The 18711-nt window shown below is 51.8% G+C and carries 15 protein-coding genes and 1 pseudogene; 7 read left to right on the top strand and 9 right to left on the bottom strand.

What is annotated here, in order from left to right; translation table 11 throughout:
• Positions 1 to 123: 123 nt before the first annotated feature.
• From LQK91_RS13550 to LQK91_RS13540, 3 genes are all read left to right on the top strand, one after another.
• Positions 124 to 1734: an EAL domain-containing protein gene (locus LQK91_RS13550; RefSeq protein ID WP_105099773.1), complete on the top strand. Its 1611-nt coding sequence runs from the start codon at positions 124 to 126 to the stop codon at positions 1732 to 1734.
• An 83-nt stretch (positions 1735 to 1817) separates the two neighbouring features.
• Positions 1818 to 3437 carry a methyl-accepting chemotaxis protein gene (locus LQK91_RS13545; protein WP_008924621.1) on the top strand — a complete coding sequence of 540 codons (1620 nt, stop codon included), beginning with the start codon at positions 1818 to 1820 and terminating at the stop codon, positions 3435 to 3437.
• Positions 3438 to 4122: 685 nt separating this feature from the next.
• A complete protein-coding gene (locus LQK91_RS13540; protein ID WP_003855026.1) occupies positions 4123 to 4470 on the top strand; it encodes a hypothetical protein in 348 nt (115 codons plus the stop codon).
• Positions 4471 to 4633: 163 nt separating this feature from the next.
• On the opposite strand, the gene LQK91_RS13535 is transcribed toward LQK91_RS13540, so the two are convergent.
• From LQK91_RS13535 to LQK91_RS13520, 4 genes are all read right to left on the bottom strand, one after another.
• A complete protein-coding gene (locus LQK91_RS13535; protein ID WP_105099774.1) occupies positions 4634 to 5557 on the bottom strand; it encodes a substrate-binding domain-containing protein in 924 nt (307 codons plus the stop codon).
• An 86-nt stretch (positions 5558 to 5643) separates the two neighbouring features.
• A complete protein-coding gene (locus LQK91_RS13530; RefSeq protein ID WP_105099775.1) occupies positions 5644 to 6423 on the bottom strand; it encodes a TIM barrel protein in 780 nt (259 codons plus the stop codon).
• Positions 6423 to 7436 (bottom strand): Gfo/Idh/MocA family oxidoreductase, encoded by a 1014-nt coding sequence (locus LQK91_RS13525; protein WP_105099776.1) that lies wholly within the window; start codon positions 7434 to 7436, stop codon positions 6423 to 6425. Before LQK91_RS13525 ends, LQK91_RS13530 begins: the two co-directional genes overlap by 1 nt.
• A gap of 12 nt (positions 7437 to 7448) precedes the next feature.
• Complete coding sequence (locus LQK91_RS13520) at positions 7449 to 8897, bottom strand: sugar porter family MFS transporter (RefSeq protein ID WP_105099777.1); 1449 nt, start codon at positions 8895 to 8897, stop codon at positions 7449 to 7451.
• Between the two features lie 186 nt (positions 8898 to 9083).
• Between LQK91_RS13520 and LQK91_RS13515 the strand changes: the two genes are divergently transcribed.
• A complete protein-coding gene (locus LQK91_RS13515) occupies positions 9084 to 11045 on the top strand; it encodes a sigma-54-dependent Fis family transcriptional regulator (protein WP_105099778.1) in 1962 nt (653 codons plus the stop codon).
• Here LQK91_RS13515 and LQK91_RS13510 read toward each other — a convergent pair.
• Complete coding sequence (locus LQK91_RS13510; RefSeq protein WP_231001628.1) at positions 11026 to 11427, bottom strand: YkvA family protein; 402 nt, start codon at positions 11425 to 11427, stop codon at positions 11026 to 11028. The two genes, LQK91_RS13515 and LQK91_RS13510, sit on opposite strands and share 20 nt — an antisense overlap.
• Before the next feature lie 100 nt (positions 11428 to 11527).
• Entirely contained in the window at positions 11528 to 12145 is a 618-nt protein-coding gene (locus LQK91_RS13505) for a TetR/AcrR family transcriptional regulator (protein WP_039661464.1), read from the bottom strand.
• A 177-nt stretch (positions 12146 to 12322) separates the two neighbouring features.
• Between LQK91_RS13505 and LQK91_RS13500 the strand changes: the two genes are divergently transcribed.
• On the top strand, positions 12323 to 13531 hold the full coding sequence (locus LQK91_RS13500) for an MFS transporter (RefSeq protein WP_039661465.1): 1209 nt from the start codon (positions 12323 to 12325) through the stop codon (positions 13529 to 13531).
• A 110-nt stretch (positions 13532 to 13641) separates the two neighbouring features.
• Here LQK91_RS13500 and LQK91_RS13495 read toward each other — a convergent pair whose 3' ends face one another.
• Entirely contained in the window at positions 13642 to 14619 is a 978-nt protein-coding gene (locus LQK91_RS13495) for an MBL fold metallo-hydrolase (RefSeq protein WP_105099780.1), read from the bottom strand.
• Between the two features lie 81 nt (positions 14620 to 14700).
• Here LQK91_RS13495 and LQK91_RS13490 point away from each other — a divergent pair, with 81 nt between their 5' ends.
• Entirely contained in the window at positions 14701 to 15627 is a 927-nt protein-coding gene (locus LQK91_RS13490; protein ID WP_033763314.1) for a LysR family transcriptional regulator, read from the top strand.
• Positions 15628 to 15733: 106 nt separating this feature from the next.
• Positions 15734 to 16152: pseudogene (locus LQK91_RS13485) on the top strand (GNAT family N-acetyltransferase).
• 186 nt (positions 16153 to 16338) lie between these two features.
• Here LQK91_RS13485 and LQK91_RS13480 read toward each other — a convergent pair.
• Entirely contained in the window at positions 16339 to 17763 is a 1425-nt protein-coding gene (locus LQK91_RS13480; protein ID WP_105099781.1) for an alpha,alpha-trehalose-phosphate synthase (UDP-forming), read from the bottom strand.
• A 115-nt stretch (positions 17764 to 17878) separates the two neighbouring features.
• A complete protein-coding gene (locus tag LQK91_RS13475) occupies positions 17879 to 18427 on the bottom strand; it encodes a GNAT family N-acetyltransferase (RefSeq protein WP_105099782.1) in 549 nt (182 codons plus the stop codon).
• Positions 18428 to 18711: the final 284 nt, after the last annotated feature.

The following is an 18711-nucleotide window of genomic DNA, read 5'->3' as shown; positions in this document are numbered from 1 at the left end:
TGATATTACGTCATTCATTATTTATATGATTGACCGAAATCCTTCAGACAAAAATTTAGCCATTGACCCAGTGTTTTTTGGGAAAAATTAATTTCTTTTAAACCACATAACACCAGGGGAGAAATGATGAAGGCAAGGCACGCAACTATAATTTCAGAAGCCTTTCAACACCCTGAGCGTGCGGATAAAAAGAAATTATGGGCGTCATTGATCATTTCATCAATTCTGGTCGCTTTGTCAGCGATCTTTTTTTACTGCATTAATTCATCCTCTGACGACAAACAAAGAACCCGGACACTGGAGAACCTGGTAATAAAAATCGACGGAATTCTGGCGGACGCGATCGAAAGTGCCACCGCACTAATAAAAACGGGGACAGACTGCACAAGCCAGCAACTGCAGTCAATAAAAAAAACCGTTCAGACAAACGGCTATATTCGATCGCTGACTCTGTTTGATTCCTCCGGGAATATTTACTGCTCCTCATCGACAGGTCAGACCTTCATTCCAAACGAAAGGGTTAACCTGAACATCAGGCACGATATCAGAAAACGCATCGAACAAAATGAAAAAGGAATTTCAATAAAACTCATATCCGGCTCCAATCGCGTGCCAGATAAAAATGCAATGGTGATTTTAATACCTTTCAATAATGGCATAATGACACTTGCAATAGATGCCGGATATTTTACGACACCACTCAGCACAATCCATCTGGTAAGCAACAAAATTTATACACTTGAAGCAGATGGAATGCGACTCTCCTGGCATGGTTTAACAGCATCTTCTTCGGTGGAAGAAAATGGTTATTTAAAAAAATCCACCCTGTTTCCGTACAAAATAATAGAGACCTCATCAGAAAATACCGATGGCATTGACCATACTATAATCTCTGCTGGTTTTTTTTCTTCCCTGTTTCTGGCATTTTTCCTTACCTCACGCTGGACACTCAACCGATTCTACTCCAGAAAGCGTTACATCATTAACGCCCTTAGAGACAAGGCTTTCTCTTTTGACATACAACCGGTATTCAGCCTGAACGAAAAACGCCTTATGGGAGGCGAGGTTTTGATACGCTGGAGAGTGAGCCCGTCCATAATGATATCGCCCCACCTTTTTATTCCTGTTGCTGAAAAACATAATATCGTGAACAAACTGGCAGAGTTTCTTTTAACCGATATTGCTGACAGAATCTTAGCAGGAAGTCTGATACTTCCGCCTTCGTTCAGGCTTAACTTTAATGTTCATTCCTCTCACTTTGAACAGGAATCTCTTATCATTGCCTGTCAGTACTTTCTGAATGCCACGGCAGCCTGCAAAATAAAACTGGTGCTGGAATTAACTGAACGCCAGGAACTGGCGCAGCAGATGAGCGTAAAGACAACTCTCAGCGTTTTAATCGCAGCGGGTGTTGAGATGGCCGTGGATGATTTCGGAACCGGCAGTTCAGGGCTTCGCTATCTTTACAACAGCAACTTCAGGTGCATAAAAATTGATAAAAGCCTGACTGAAGAAGCCATTTCTAACCCACTTGCCTGCACAGTAATGGAGTCCAGTATTCAACTGGCCCAGAAACTGGGTAAAGTCATTGTCGTAGAGGGAATTGAAACACAACAGCAGTTAGAACTTATCAGCCGAATGGATCTGAAAAATGAAGTTCTGATACAGGGATATCTGTGGTCGCGCCCACTCTGCCCACAACAATTTGGTTATTTCATAAATCATAATGCATGAATGAACACATTAATGCTTAGGGTAACCATTGCGGCATTACCCCCATTTTCATTTTCACCACACACTCACCAGGAACGTTAATAATGAACAGAGTTAAGCAGGTTTTTGAAAATCTAAAGATCAGATCAAAGCTTGGAATTTCTTATTTCGCACTGATTTCTTTTCTGCTTGTCAGCGTCCTTATCGGACTCAACGCGCTGGGAATGGCCAGAACAAGTATCACCGGTATGATTAACGACGACTATCCAACGATATCTTTAGGCAATGACCTTATTCAGAATATAAATCAGGGTGTCCAGCTACAGCTGATGCTGATAAATGCCGAAGATCCCGTTTCCAAAGTGACCATTGAGCGTGAGATGCTGGAAAAAACAAAGAATATCAGCACCACGTTTGGCGAACTGCGGCGTCTTGCAGACGACAGTGACTCACAGAGGATCCTTGATGATATTGAGGTCAAACGCCGCGAATTTCTGAGTTCGCGCCAGGATTTCCTGTCGCGCCTGGCCGTAAATAAAGCGGAGGCAAACTCGTTTTATCTCAACTCAACAGTGAAACTACAGGATGCGTATGTTAAGCAAGTATCGAATTTCATCGGGTTACAGGAAGCCCAGATGAAAAGCTCCTATGAAAGTTTCACTACGCGATATAACAGCGTACGCAAGGAGATTATTTTCATCTCTCTGTTCAGCATCCTGACAGCCATTACGCTGGCACTGTTTATTACCCGATCGATTACTGCCCCGCTTTATGACGTTATCGCCCGGGTACAGCGAGTCGCTGAAGGGCACCTCACTAACAGTATCAGCACGCAACGTCGGGATGAGACAGGACTTCTCATGAACGCCATTGGCGCCATGCAAACTAATCTCAGTGTGATGGTCCGTCAGATACGCGAAGGTGCAGAAAATATCGCTACCGGGGCCCATCAGATACTCGCCGGCACCCGTAATTTATCGGAACGAACGGAAGAGCAGGCCAGCTCGGTAGAGGAAACGGCTGCCTCTGTTGAGCAGTTTACCGCCACCATTGCCCACACCCGCAGCAATACGCGCTTTGCCTCCACGCTCTCAGCGCAGGCTGAGAATGCCGTCAGTCAAAACGGTGAAATGATGCAGGCCGTGACGGTTAAGATGAATGAAATCGAAGCCTCCTCACGTCAGATGGCGGAAATACTGACCTTGATTGACTCGATTGCGTTCCAGACCAATATTCTGGCGCTCAATGCGGCGGTTGAAGCAGCGCGTGCCGGTGAGCATGGCCGGGGATTTGCGGTAGTGGCGCAGGAGGTTCGTTCCCTGTCACAGAAGACGGCCACTTCATCCAGCGAGATAAAAGCGTTGATTGAAAAGTCTTCATCCCAGACACGAGACGGACAAAGAATGGCAACGGACGCAAACCAATTGATGGGCGGCATGATCAGCAACGTTTCTGAGATGAAAACAATCCTGAGCCAAATCGATCAGGCTGCCGTCGAACAGGCGGACGGTATTGCTCAGATTAATATTGCCATTACGCAGATCGACACCACCACCCAGCAGAACGCTGCTCTTGTAGAGGAATCGCTTGCTGCTTCCGCCATGCTGAATGATCAGGCCGTTATCATGATGCGTACGGTAAGCGCATTCAGGACTGAGGACGCACCGTCAGAGAATGTTCAGGGATTGAGCAATCACAAAGAAATAACTTACGCCACGGCGTGATGAACCTGATTAACTCAGGTTTCAGGTAGCCATGCTCTCACGCCACACGCAGATTATCGTGCAGGCAAAGCCATCCTCTGTGGTGGCTTTTCTCGCTTTCGTATTTTGAAATTTGGTTGATCAGGCAGTAACCGCCAGCGTGTCGCCCGCATATGTGAACAAACCTGCATAATTCCGGGACGTCTTATCCGCCGCCAAATCCGCTTCACGCCGTACTACTCACCTGAGTTGCGAAACCCCATCAGGATGTTGACCCACCAGAATATCCCGCTGAACCGCAGAAACAAATCAGACTGAGTGTTGAGCCAGGTTAAGTCATTACTCCAGTCAGCCTGGGGAATTTGAGATTTAAGAGAGCGATAAATCTTAAACTTAACCTGAGGTTCATTGTGTAAAATAGCGAAAACCTGTAGCTGAATGCGCTACTTACATCTGTAAATACACTGCTCACTGGAACGATTAGCATGCCCGATGTGAGTCCTTCTTTAAGTCAAATCCGCCTCCCATCGCCAGAATCTGTTAACGTCTCGCTTATTATTAGTGCCAGTCTAAATAAGAGTTAAAATGACACACGTTATCGTCACCTTTTGACTCTATATTTTTCATTCAAAAACAGTAACTTCTACTCTGATTGTAGTTCGCCTATGCTGGCTGCTTACTACGTTTTACGTCAGAGGGATTTGCTATGTTTAATGTGTCCGCAACCTACAGTGCAGAGGCTGTTGAATGCCTTTATGAAGTCATCGACATTCTTAACCTCAAGGGGGCACGCTGCCACGTGATCTTTGATAGTCAGGCATCCCGTGCCGCGGTCATTGAAGCCGATACAATAGAAGAACTCGGCGAAATGCGTCACCCTGTACTGGCCGTTCTGGAACTGGAGCGCGTGACCAGCATCAACACCATTTTGCGGATTAAATCGTTCTGGACTGATCCGGAGGGCGTCAGGCCTGACGTTGAGCCTGGCAGCCTGGCTAAAGCACTCTATAAAGCGCTGACCATCAAGAAACAGATTACGCTGGTCGGTTTGTAAGAGAGACGGCTGAAAATCATTCACTGGCAATTTGCGCGCGTGTTCAATTCCCCCTTTCACCGTTCACGGTCCAGAATACGCGCGCATATTCATCATTGTTCAGGTACCGCGGTTGATCATTTTCACCTGAAAGAGATGTTCGTAAATAACCCTGAACGTGGGACTACTTTGAATTCTCAGCAACAAAGTTCAGATAATTTTCAGGTGTAATCAGCTTGTAAGGCACCCAGTTAAGCGTCTCAACCTTTTGTTTGTTCAGCAGGGCTTTGGTCACCTGAACTGCGCCGGTAGCCTGTCCTTTTGCATCCTGAAAAATAGTGAGCACCATCCTGCCGTTTTTAATGAACTGCTGACCATCGGGTGTTCCATCAATTCCCGCCACAAGGATTTTATCGTTCTTCGCCTGGTTTAAAGCCATAATCGCGCCAATCGCCATCTCATCGTTGTTTGCAGCAATGGCGTCAATGGGACGCTGATTTAGCAGCCAGCCAGAAACCACATCAACCGCTTCATTGCGTTGCCATTTCGCTGTCTGCTTCTCAATAACTTTCATGTCTTTATATTTACTGATAACCGCTTCCACAGCACGGGTACGCTCACGGGCCTCTTCATTCGACAGCGCGCCCATCAGTATCGCTACATTACCTTTGTAGTTCATTTTCTTTGCCAGCGCCTCCATCTGCATTTCACCACCCAGCGCCGAATCAGAACCAACATATGCCATATCTGCTGGCAGTTTCACTTCCGGTTTACGATTTACGAAAACCAGCGGAATACCGGCATTTTTGGCGGCCGTGATCATCGGTAAAACACCCTGAGTATCAACCGGATTGAGAATAATGGCGTCAACGCCCTGGTTGATAAAGTCATCAACCTGCTGCACCTGCAGCGCGACATCGCCTTTGGCATCAACAAACTGGCTCTTGAGTTCACTGGCGTTAAGCTCTTTCTGCATCTGAGTGCGAAGGATGGAGACAAAGTTAAGGTCGAAGTTAGCCAGCGCGACGCCAACGGTAAACGTTTTGGCGCTGATTCCTGCACTAAACAGCAGGGAGCAAAGACAAAGCAGAAGGTTTCTGATGTTCATAGTCAATTCCTGTAGGTTGAGGTTGTTATTGTTTTCATTAACATTATTGTGCGTCGGGTAACAGGCAAATACCCGACGCATGCTGCTTACAACGTAAAGTGATCGCGGAACTGCTGGACAGCCGCTGTGCTATCACCGCTGGCCCAGCCCTCCATGGCGACGGTGCCGCTGTAACCTATCTCCTGCAGCGTCCGGGCAATAGCCCGGTAATTGATCTCGCCGGTGCCCGGCTGCTGGCGGCCTGGTACATCGGCAACCTGGATTTCCCCTATCGCAGAACCGCAGCGCCGTACCAGTTCAATCAGATTGCCCTCGCCAATTTGTGCATGGTAGAGATCCAGATTCATCTTCAGCGCCGGGCTGTTGACCGCCTCGACCAGCGCCAGCGTTTCAGAGGCCAGGGCGAAGGGTGTGCCCGGATGATCGACCGGCAGATTAAGGTTTTCGAGGGTGAAAACGCGTCCGGCTCGTTCACCAAGTTGTGCAACCTGGCGAAGCGTATCGGCGGCCTTGAGCCACATAGCGCCCGTTACCGTTGTCACGGGTTTTACCGGCAGTCCGCGGTCGTCAAGTCCGGTGCCATGCAGATTCAGTACAGGACAACTGAGACGTTCGGCCACAGCCAGTGAGGCTTCAGCACTCTGCAGTAACTGCGCTATCTCTGTTTCATCGGTAAGATTACCGCTCAGATAACCAGTCATAGAGGTAAAGCGCGCACCGGTCGCCACCAGCGCATCAATATCCTTGTTGGCCCATCCCCAGATTTCGACGCCGAAACCCAGCTCATGAATGCGTTTTACGCGCTCTGTAAATGGCAGCTCCAGAAATACCATTTCAGCGCAGACGGAAAGTTGATAATCAGCCATCAGCGCGCCCCCAGCTTAACCGGCAGGTTGCTCTGTACAGATTCGATACAGGCCAGCGCAATTTCCAGCGCGTTGCGCGCATCTTCGCCCGTGGCGCGAGGCGTTTCACCACTTCGGATACAGCGGGCAAACTCGGTCATTTCTGCCACATAGGCCTCTCGCAGCAGATCTGAATCCAGTCGCGACGTATCGACGGCTATTCCGCTGGCGGTGTAACGCACGCAGTGGTTGGCATTGATGTGGCCCGCCTGCAGCATGCCTTTACTGCCAAAAACCTCACCGCGCACGTCATAGCCATAGACCGCCTGAAAGTTTGCCTCAGCTATAGCAATAGCGCCGTTGTCGAAGCGAATAGTCACAACCGAGGTATCCAGCAGCCCTTTATCCTTAAAATCTGGCCGCACCAGCGCATCGGCCAGCGCATAGACTTCTACCGGCTTTGCGCCATGATTGAAGTGCAGTAGCGTGTCAAAATCGTGAATCAGCGTTTCAAGGAAGATGGTCCATTGCGGAATCGGCGCTGGATCGTTCAGGCCTGGGTCACGGGTCACAGAGCGACTAAGCTGGGTCGTGCCATTCTCACCGTTTTTTACCGCTGCAATTGCTGCCGCAAAACCGGAATCAAAGCGGCGATTAAAGCCCACCTGTAACACGACGTCTGCCTCTTTTGCCGCCGCGATGGCGCGATCGGCCTCATCCAGCGTGACAGCCATAGGCTTTTCGCAAAACACATGTTTGCCGGCTCTGGCCGCGGCAATCACCCACTCCGCATGCGTCCGTGCTGGCGCGGCAATCGCAACGGCGTCGATTTCATCATCCTGAAGCAGCGCATACAGATCGCTATACGATTTGCTCACCCCAAGCCGGCTGGCGAGCTTCTCTGCTGCGCCAGGGAACGGATCCGCCACTGCCGCAAGGGTGGCACCAGGCACACGCCAGGCCAGATTTTCCGCATGGAAGCTGCCCATGCGGCCTGCGCCGATTAAACCCACGCGTACTGTTTGATGGTTCATAAAAACTCCTTATTATTTTGCTTTTGTCCAGGCGGGCGATGAAGGGTGTTGTTCAGATCGCTTCACCTCAGCAGCGAAACGACGGGATTTGGAGAGCATCAGCGGTTCAATGTGCTCCAGCGACACGCCCCGGGTTTCCGGTAAAAAACGACGGACAAACCAGAATGCGATGAGCGATCCCACCGCGCATAACATCAGTGGGAAGGCACCATGAAAGTGTTCCATCAGCACCTGGCTGCGGTTCATCATCGGGAAGCTTTGGGTAACGATAAAATTAGCGACGTACATCGAGGCGAACGCAAAGCCCATCGCCACGGCGCGAATCCGATTAGGAAAGATTTCTGAGATCAGCAGCCAGGCACCCAGGCTCCATGAGAGGCCAAATATCAGCACGAAGGCCAGCAGTCCAATCACCGGCAGCAGGCCACCTGCATCGGCGATAAATGCCAGGGCGGTGAAGATCATAGAGAGCGCGCATCCCAGTGCCCCCCAGCGCAGCAGCACTGTCCGGCCCAGACGATCAATGGTACTCAGACAAACGGCCACGCCAGCCAGCAGCGCAAGACCAATGAAAATGCTGTGAAACAGGGAAGACTGGGTACTGCCGGTGACATTTTGTAAGAGTGACGGCGCGTAATAGAGCAGGATGTTGATACCGGAGATCTGCTGCAAAATAGCAATGGCACAACCCACCAGCAGGATATAGCGTGCCCGCGCATCCCGCAGGATGCCGCGCTGACGGGTCTGGATGTGGTCATCCCGATTTGACGTCAGGATTTCCTGTAACAGTCGCTCGGCGTGTTGGGCATTTGAAAGACGCGTCAGCACCTCAAGGGCCCGCTCTTTTTTGCCGTTCAGCGCCAGCCAGCGCGGTGACTCTGGCATAAACGGCACCAGCAGCAGAAATAGCACGCAAGGCACCACGCCCGAAGCAAGCATCCAGCGCCAGCCTTCACTGACAATCCACTGATGCGGCATGCCGCGTGCAATCAGGTAATTCACGACATAGACGGTAACCTGTCCGCCCACCATCAGCATCTGCTGCAGGCCGAGCATCCGTCCGCGCCAGTCTTTGGGTGAAACTTCAGCGATGTAAAGCGGCGTAATCGCAGAGGCCATCCCGACCGCCAGCCCGCCAGTCAGTCGCCAGATAACGAAATCGGTCAGCGATCCCGCCAGCGCAGCGCCCACTGCGGAGAGCAAAAAGAGTAGAGCGGTAACGATTAGGGTCGTTTTGCGACCGATACGATCAGAAATGAAGCCAACACTCCATGCGCCGACGATGCAGCCGAGAATGACGTTGGACACCGCCCAGCCACTTTCCCATGGCGTTAAATTCAGATGTTCTGTCAGCGGGTCGATAACGCCAGAGATTACAGAAGCGTCATAACCGAGAATCACGCCACTCAGTGAAGCAATGGCACAGATAAACAGAATCAGCCGTAAATTATGTTTGCGCATAACAACTTATTTCCCTTCGCATGATTGATTCAGGTGATTGCATCAACCTTTGCAAAGGGGGTGCCAACCAAAATCCGGGAAATTTTGTGAGCGCTGACACAACGTCACACCACAAACTGGCAACAATGTTTACATGTCAACTTAACATGTCCATAAAATGGACATTTAATTCCACTGGAGTGGCGTGTGAATCAGCAATTGTTATTACGAGATGAGAGCGAGTCGATCTTCAGCCTGCCCGACAGGGAGGCCGCCGACAGTTGGGACGCGCTGTTATGGCGAAGCTGGGAGAGCTTTACCCAGGGCGAACCGCCGCCAGCGCTTCGTGAAACTATTCTGCACTCCTGGCAACGCTCGCAGCAGTACGCTATCGATCCAGATCGATTTATCTATACCGCGCCCCCAGCCAGCGAACTGACTGCGATTCTTGAAAACAATGCAGAACTCATTCTTGTTGCACGCAGCATTATGGAAAATTTGCTCGCCTATAATCCGGACGGGCACATTAACCTCACCGATGCGCAGGGTGTAACGCTCCATTTTTGCGGTGCCGACCTGACACCGATCGGCAGTATTCTGCGTGAAGAGGTATTGGGTACTAACTGTACCGCGCGCTGCCTGATTGAACAGCGACTGGTCTATGTGTTGAGCGGTGAAAACTGGAAGTTTGATTTGCGAAAACGCCGCCGGCAGTGCGCTGCGGCCCCCGTACGTAATGAAAACGGACAATTGATAGGTGTGCTCACACTGACCGCCACGCCTGATAATTTCAACGTCCACACACTTGGCACGGTCCAGGCGGCTGCAGAAGCAGTCGGACAGCAACTGATGCTACGACGCCTGCTGGCTGAACAGCAGTCCATTCTTGAGACGCTGAATGAAGGTGTGATTGTCTGTGATAAACAGGGACGCATTAAAACCCTTAACCGCTATGCGCGCCAGATTTTCAGCGGGCTGAATCCAGGCAATATCCCGATTGATGAACTGCTACAGCCACAAGGCGGATCGCTGCTGACCATGCCTTTTTGTAATGACATCGAGTTGCAGTTCAGGCCGGCCGGCCTGGCCCCCCTCTCCTGCCTGATATCATTGATGCCCGCGCCGGATGGCGGACGCGTGCTGTCGCTGCGTGAAAATCAGCGTATCCGTGCCATTACACGACGTGTCATGGGCGTGAATGCCAGTTACACCTTTGACATGATTCGCGGCCGCTCGTCGCGTCTGCAGCAGGCAATTCATAAGGCCCGGGTCAGCAGCCGAACCGACAGCACAGTGCTGCTCAGCGGTGAAAGTGGCACCGGCAAAGAGTTGTTTGCGCAGGCCATCCATAATGCCAGCCCACGTCAGCAGGAAGCGTTTATCGCTCTTAACTGCGGCGCACTGCCACGCGATCTGGTGCAAAGCGAGCTGTTTGGCTATGCGGATGGCGCCTTCACCGGTTCACGGCGTGGCGGTTCGGCGGGCAAGTTTGAACTGGCTGACGGCGGAACCCTTTTCCTGGATGAGATTGGTGAGATGCCGCTCGAAGCGCAAACCAGCTTGCTACGCGTGCTGCAGGAGAGTGAAGTGCTGCGTATCGGCGCGGCTCAGCCCGTGAAAGTGAATGTCCGCATTATCGTGGCAACGCACTGCAACCTGCTGGATGCCGTGGAGAAAAATGCCTTTCGGCGCGATCTCTATTACCGTCTGAATGTAATTTCATTAGAAATTCCTCCGCTGCGTGACCGTCGTGAAGACATACCGGAGTTGGTGAATATTTTCATTCAGGCGCTCTGCACACGTCTGAAGCGTATTCCGCCTGTGGTCGCGCCGGACGCAATGACCTGTCTGCAAGCCTGGGATTGGCCGGGAAACGTACGTGAACTGGAAAATGTGATTGAGCGTGTCGTCAACCTGAGTGAAGGGTTAGAAATAACCCGCGCCGATTTGCCCGAATCCCTGCAGCAAGTCTCAGCCAGTGATGCGCCCGGAGGGATTCAACCCTCACTGCAAAATCTGGAGCGGATGCATATTTTACAGGTTGTCAGTGAACAACAGGGGAATCTGCGTCAGTCGGCGCAACTGCTGGGGATCTCACGAACGGCGTTATATAACAAGCTCAATGCATGGAAAATCGACTACCGTGCTTTCAGGAAAAATGGTGCCTGAACGCTGCGACGATTTGGCTGAACAGCACAGTGGCACCAACAATCCATATCGCGATAACGATTCCTGCCGTTACGCGACTGACCGGATGTGTACTGGCTTGCGCTGCAGTTTCACGATGTTCGCGCATCACCTCGGGGGGAATAAGATGCACCACCAGCATGATCCCCAGCGGTACAATGATCAGGTCGTCGAGATAGCCGATAACGGGAATGAAGTCGGGGATCAGATCGATGAGTGAAACCGCATAGGCCGCGACAATCATCGCCAGCACTTTAGCCACTAACGGTGTACGGGGATCGCGGGCGGCGAGCCATACCGCATGCACATACCGTTTGATGTTTCGTGCCCACGTTTTGATGTCAGTCATAAGCTTACTTTTCACGAAACGTCTTTTCCTTATTGAGGACAACGGTTATTCCGCTTTCGTACAACGCTCCTCACAAAGACTCACGTGCCGTGTTGAGTCCGGGCGCCATTTTCTGTCAATCAACACTACGGCAATCGGCATCCCAGGTCTTCATGGCAGTTGATACCGCCGCATCAAGTTCTTTACCGGTTGCGCCATCGCGGGCTTCGGTCGACAGGCCAATTTCAAAACTGTGAAAAAACCTGGCCAGTGCCTGCACATCTGTACCGGAAACCAGAAGCCCCGCCTCTCTCGCTCTGGTGACACATCTCAAAAATCCCGCTCTGGTTCGATCGCGTTGCGCTGCCAGAAGCTCACGAATGTGCGCGTTTGCAGGTGAACAGGTATTAACGGATAGCGCGATCAGGCAACCACTGGGATGTCCCTGATCTGTCTGCATCTTTGCGGAGCGACGCAAGGCGAGTTCGATAGCCTGTCGGGGTTCAAGCGAATCGTCCCATAGACAATCGTTCACCTGACCATAAGTCGTCATATAGCATTCGACAACCTCTTCGAACAGCGCCTCTTTAGAACCAAATGCGGCGTAAAAACTGGGGGCAGTGATACCGTTACCGAGATTCGACTTGAGCATGGCAAGCGAAGTGGACTCGTAACCGTGTTGCCAGAAAAGTGTCATCGCCTGACGAATTGCTTCGTCACGGTCAAACGTTCGTGGACGTCCCATCTGAGCCATATCCGTTCCTTTTTGACTTGCCAGACATAAATACTAATCGATACATATATTCTTGACAAGTTGCGCGGGGGCTTATAGTTTCGAATATATATACCGATCGATATTTATATCAGCCAGCCTGTTATCACGCGGGTTTTCGCAATATTTAAGCGTTACAAACTTAAAAAAGGACTCAACGTGCACGTCAATACCGCATTCAGTGAAACCACAACACAACGAGGCCTGCCTCTGGCTTCCCTGCTGGCATTTGCCATGACTGGCTTTATCGCCATTCTGACCGAGACCCTTCCGGCGGGTCTGCTTCCGGAGATCGGAAAAGGTCTGGGTGTTTCTCAGGTAATGGCAGGCCAGCTGGTCAGTATCTATGCGCTGGGATCGCTGCTGGCGGCGATTCCTTTAACGGTTCTGACCAGTGGATGGCGACGTAAAAAAGTGCTGCTGCTTGCCGTCGGGACTTTCCTGATTTTCAACACCGTTACCACCCTTTCATCCAGCTACTGGCTGACGATGGGGGCTCGCTTCATGTCCGGTGTGGCTGCCGGACTTGCATGGGGAATCCTGGCGGGCTATGCGCGCCGCCTCGTTCCTGCTGAATTACAGGGCCGCGCGCTGGCTATTGCGATGGTTGGAATACCGGTTGCCCTGTCGCTGGGAACCCCGGCAGGCGCATGGCTGGGCAGTATGATGGGATGGAGAGTCCCCTTTGGGATCATGGCAGCACTGGCCATTATTCTCTTTATCTGGACATGGGTGGCGGTTCCTGACCTGCCGGGCCAGCAGGCTGACCGTCGACTGCCGGTATGGCAGGTTTTCCGTATGCCCGGCGTCAGGCCCGTTCTGGCGGTTATCTTTCTGTGGATGACGGCTCACAACATTCTTTATACGTTCATCGGACCATTCCTGCAGTTGTCGGGACTGACCGGAAACGTCGGACTTATCCTGCTGATTTTTGGCATCGCGGCATTGGTCGGCATCTGGATCACCGGAATGTTGGTAGATCGTCATTTGCGACATCTGGTTCTGCTCAGCCTTGCAGCACTGGCGGCGGTTTCTGTGGTGCTGGTCGCAGGCATGCGGGAACAGATTGTGGTCTATGTGGCTGTCATCGTATGGGGTTGGTCGTTTGGTGGTGCATCAACCCAGATGCAAACGGCCGCCGCTGATTCGGCTGGCAATCATGTCGACGTTGTTCAGGCGATGGTGACAACCGCATGGAATCTGGCTATCGCCAGCGGCGGCGTTACTGGAGGACTGCTTCTCAATAATGCCGGTGCGGTATCTTTCCCCTGGGCGCTACTCACCTTTATGGCGGTTGCGTTGATCATCGCCTGGCGGGCGAAAAAGCATGCTTTCAGGCCGGGTGCCAGAGGAGGCCCAGTGAAATAGTGATGTTGAAAGGCGTCCGCAATGGACGCCCGATAAATATCCAATCTGCTTTGCTTTGAGCTTGTGACCGGTAAATCTGTCTGAACGCGTTTTGCCAAACCCATTATGTGTTAATTGTTGGCCTCGTCAGAAACTGACTGCCCGAGCTCGGTGGAGTAATTAGCGGGCACCCAGCGATAAGCATTACCCTCGTGCTGAACATGACCCAGACCCGGGAAAGCGATATGCGCCGCAGCCACCCAGTAGCCCTGATCGGCAGCCTGTTTCAGTACCCTTTCACGTGTATTAATAGCCTGTTTCTGATCGACATCAAAATGGATGGCCACTTCGGGGTCTGGCATTTGCACCGCTTTGGCATGGATGATGTCTCCCCATAACACCAGCGTCTGCCCCTGGCTTTCCACGCGATAAAGTACGCTGCCCGGCGTATGGCCAGCGGTCGACTCAGCACGGATTCCTCCCGGTAATGTAGCGGGTGCCATAAATGTTTTAAGCAGGCCAGCATTCATGACCGGGCGAAGCGTTCGTTCAGAATCCGCAAAGGTGTGAGCCTGACTGGCTTCCACTTTGCTGGCGTTGGCCGGATTAAGCCAGAAATCGACATCCCGTTTATCCACATACACTTCAGCTTCAGGAAAAGCCGGCTTGCCTGCACGCGAGACACCGCCTGAATGATCGGCATGAACATGAGTCAGAAGCACAGCATCGATCGATTCAGCCGGATAGCCAGCAGCAGCCAGGTTAGTCAGCAGATGTCCGCCATCGTGGCCAAAAAGCTCACCGGCGCCAGTATCCACTAAGATGCGCTTTTTGCCATCATCGATAACAAAGGCGTTAATCGACGTTTCAGCCTGCGGCGTCATCGCCTCTCTGGCCATTCCCTTGCTGAGTTTATCCGGTGAAATGTTTGTCAGTAATGTATTAAGGGGAATGGTCACCGTGCCGTCGGAAACGGCGGTAATGCGCAATTTACCTAACATCATCCGGTAATAACCCGGAGCCTGTTGATCCCGTGCAGACGGCTGTTCGGCTGCATAGACCGGACTGAACGCTATAAGTGACGCCACCAGCATCAGTAAAATTTTCATCAATTATTCTCCAGAATGTTTTATCACAACGTGGTGGGCAGTATCCTCAGACAATCCATATCACTCAAATTGATTAAACTGATGCTCACTATCAGAGAAAATGATTTTCATCGTATCGACCTGAATTTACTGACGGTGCTGTTAGTTCTGAAGCGGGAAGGCAGCGTCTCTCGTGCAGCAGAGAAGCTGCATCTGGGTCAGCCTGCGGTCAGTAATGCACTGGCCCGGTTGCGGGTGATGTTCAGCGATCCGCTCTTTGTGCGGACAGCAAGAGGAATGGAGCCTACCCCACGAGCCGAGGCGCTGATCGCTGAGCTGGGGCCTCTGATGGCGCAGATGCAGAATGTCCTTTTTCAGCCAGCATCCTTCACGCCTTCTGAGGTGACGCATGTTTTTCGGCTGGGGATGAGCGACTGGGTTGAGCGCTCAATCATGCCGGCACTGTATGCGCGCATCACGCGCACCGCGCCGGGCGTGACGCTTCAGGTCACGGCCAGCGATCCCTTCAGGGATGTGGAACTGGTCGCACGTGGCGAGATCGATCTTGCCATATCGGTGGGCGATAACACGCCCGCCACGCTGCAGCGCGAGAAAATCGTTTCACATAGCTTTTGTACGTTGTGGCATCCGGAGCAGCTTTCGTTATCTGCGCCGCTGACGCTGGAGGATTACGTGGCGCATGATCATCTGCTGGTTTCCTATCGTGGATCAACCTGGAGCGCCATTGATGACCAGCTTGCGACCCTTGGAAAGGCACGTTCGATTCGCTACGTGACGCCGCATTTTTCCTCTCTGCCGCCGCTACTGGTGCGCACGCCCGCGTTAGCTACCGTCCCCGCCGGGCTGGCGGATGACTGGATAACCCATTACGGTTTATGCTCCAGCCCTGTACCGGTGGCGACTCCCGAAATCGCTCTTTCGCTGCTCTGGCATAAACGCTGTGATAACGATATGCCGCTGAGCTGGCTCAGGGAGGAACTGCGTGGGGTAATGACAGAGCGAATCTGAGTAGCTGCTCTTGTGGGATGCTAAAACCTGATTTGCAGATTACCCGCCCTGAACAACGTCGAAAACCAGACTTTGCAGAAAATGGATGCTGAGAAGAGAATAAAAATTGTCTGACTACCAGCTTGCTGGAACTGTTCAATCTGTAGAGAATTTTTGCCGCTTACGTATTATCTCAGGACTGACGCCACGTCCCGCCGAAGCTGCCCGCCAGGGACGTCCTGACAGCTGTTATGGTGTTCATATCCTTTATAGGGAAATCGTCATCGGAATGGGGCGTATCGTAGGCGACGGCGCGCTGAATATGGATATTGTCGATGTCGCTGTAGATCCACGCATCAGGGAAAAGGTCTGGGCCGCATGATAATGGAAACGCTGACAAAGTGGCTCGATCAAAATGCCTGTGATAGCGCTTATGTCACATTGATGGCAGATGTTCCGGCGCTGTACGAAAAATTTGGTTTTACGCGCGTCAGCCCTGTAAGTGAAGGTATGGCAAGGATCTGGAAAAATACCAAAACGTCATGAAATAGTGATGCTCCCGTTTAATGCAGACCGTAACATCACATCATTAAGCACTGATCCAAACAACACATTGATGAGCAGGTAGATAAAACGTTATCTGCTCTGCTCTGCTCTGCTCTGCTCTCTGTCAGCGTGAACCCGTTAACTTCCACACCTTCACTTTATAAAGCACCGTTTACGTTCTGAATCTCAGTATCTCGCCCGGCTACTGCTTAATCGCGGAAAAAATGCCGGTGGCGGCAGAGCCTGAGGCGCCGCCGGCTCAGCGTTCAGCATGCTTAAGAACGCCCCGGCCCAGTGATGATTGTTGTGCATATGCAGGCCTTTCATCAGACGGGCATGCAGACTTCGCCGTTCGTGTAATGGCATCTGCAGGGCGCGATGCACCGCACTGGCCATGGCGTCAGGATCATAAGGATTGACGATGATGGCTCCCTCCATCTGCTCGGCTGCACCGGCAAACTGCGAGAGGATAAGCACGCCAGGATTTTTCGGGTCCTGCAGGGCGACATACATTTTCGCCATCAGACTCATACCCGCCATTAATGGCGTTACCAGCGCAACGCGTGAGGCTCGATAGATACCAGCCTGCTCTTCCCGGCTATAAGCATGAGTGAGATAGTTCACCGGATACCAGTTCATTGTGCCATGTACGCCATTCAGCTCGCCGCACAGTGCTTCCAGCGCATGACCGAGTTCAGATGCATCATGCGCGTGTCCGGCTGCCGGAGGTGCCAGCTGCAATAGCGTGATATTTTTCTGATAGCAATCATGTCTTCTTAACAGTACCTCCAGAGTACTGATGCGGTAAGGCAGCCCCGAACTCTCATCAAGATGGCCGCCGCTAAGCACGGTATTTTCTGGCAGACTTTCGCGGCACTGCATTTCCATGTAAGCACAGCTGTTGCTCTCGTGCAGACATTGCACATCATCAAGATCAATCCCGACCGGAAATACACCCACTCTTATTATCCGGCCATTAATTCGAAAACGCTGTGCCTCCAGTCGCTCCAGTCTGAATTCGCTCTCCAGCCAGACCAGGAAGTTATTCATATCCTGTACCGTCTGGAAGCCAATCAGGTCACAACACAGTAATGAGTCAGTGAACCAGCGCCATTCGGGAATCGTTTCAAACATCCTGCCAGCCGGGAAAGGCTGATGCAGAAAAATACCCACTGAGTTGGTCAGCCCTTCTTCACGAATATAGGAAGCACAGCCAAGCAGATGATAATCCTGAATCCAGATAACATCGTCGGGTGTGGCATTTTCGCAAATGGCGCGCGCATAGGCTTTATTAATATTTTTATATTCCTGATAGCCACTGGTAGAAAATCGGGCCATGTCAGGGCGCTGGTGAAAAACAGGCCAGAGTCCTTTGTGAATATAGTTGTGGTAACCCTCATTCAGCTCGCCCGGCGTATAGGAGAAGGTCACGGTTTCATACTGGCCAGCCTGCTGCACTAAGTAGGGTCTTGACGCGTCGCTGGGTATCATTTTGCTCTCACCATCCCAGCTAATCCACAGCCCGCCCTGACGGGAAAGTATGCCTTCATAAACGGCAGTAAGCGTCGAACGTTGACATTGATTATGAGAAACAAGGATAAGGCCTGACATGGTGTGTTCCTTAAGAACCCGCTGCGAGAAGGCAACATTGCCTGGCAGTGAGCGGCTATTAATCGGAGGTCGGATAATAAACTGGAGAAAACCGCTCATTTGCGTGCGCCCGGGCTTAGTGCCTGCTGGCGCTTTTGGCGCAAATCGGGTCGTATCCCCCTTCGTGCAGCGTCGTCACGTAGACACCGGGCAGCGAGGGAAAAGAGATAAATCCGTTACGCTCGAAGAAATCCGGTACAGGCTCACCCATTGCAATGATGCTCCGGCAGCCCCTGGCGCCAGGATGAGACAGACAGCAGTGCAGCAGCCATGAGCCGAGCCCGATAAAACGATATTCAGGCGAGATGAACAGGTTCCGGATTACCCAGGTCTCCGCCATATCGGTCACGACGCGGGCAAAACCGATTTGTCGGCCATTGCGGTAAAGTCCAAAACAGAGGCTATTGTTCAGCGCCAGAGTCAGAGAGCGGGTGTCCGGTATCGATTCGCCCAGCCACTGAGAGATCAGGCGATAGTTCAGCAGTGCCGGATCGGTACTGGCCTCGATGGCATCTCTGAACCATTTGCGGGGCGAAACAAGGCGAAGGCGCTGTTGCTCAGCAAGTTCAGCGACAGCAGCATCGCTGCACCCCGGTATGGACCAGGGTTTGTTAATGCATTTCATCCACGGCTTCCTTGAACATAGGCGCATCAGCGCCCGGTGCCGTTAATTAAACCGATCGGCCTGTAAAAAAGGCGTAAAAAGAGGCAGATGAAACGTAAAAACGCTGCAAAACATCCGCCGCCCTGGCATCGCCGGACGGGGAAGGTGCAATAAGTCAGCGAGTTGAATACAGAGAATGTACGCAGTGATAAGTCAAGAAGAGTGGCCTGCCCGGGTCCACTCCCTCCCAAAGCGGCTTTACTAAACGCGTGGCAGGGCCATATTTACTGCAGAAATGAAGAAAT

Origin of the sequence: Pantoea sp. MHSD4 (genome assembly GCF_021043305.1) — a bacterium.
Taxonomy (GTDB): domain Bacteria; phylum Pseudomonadota; class Gammaproteobacteria; order Enterobacterales; family Enterobacteriaceae; genus Pantoea; species Pantoea eucalypti.
The sequence above is the reverse complement of the archived record's forward strand: the minus strand, read 5'-3'. Positions and strand labels throughout refer to the sequence as shown.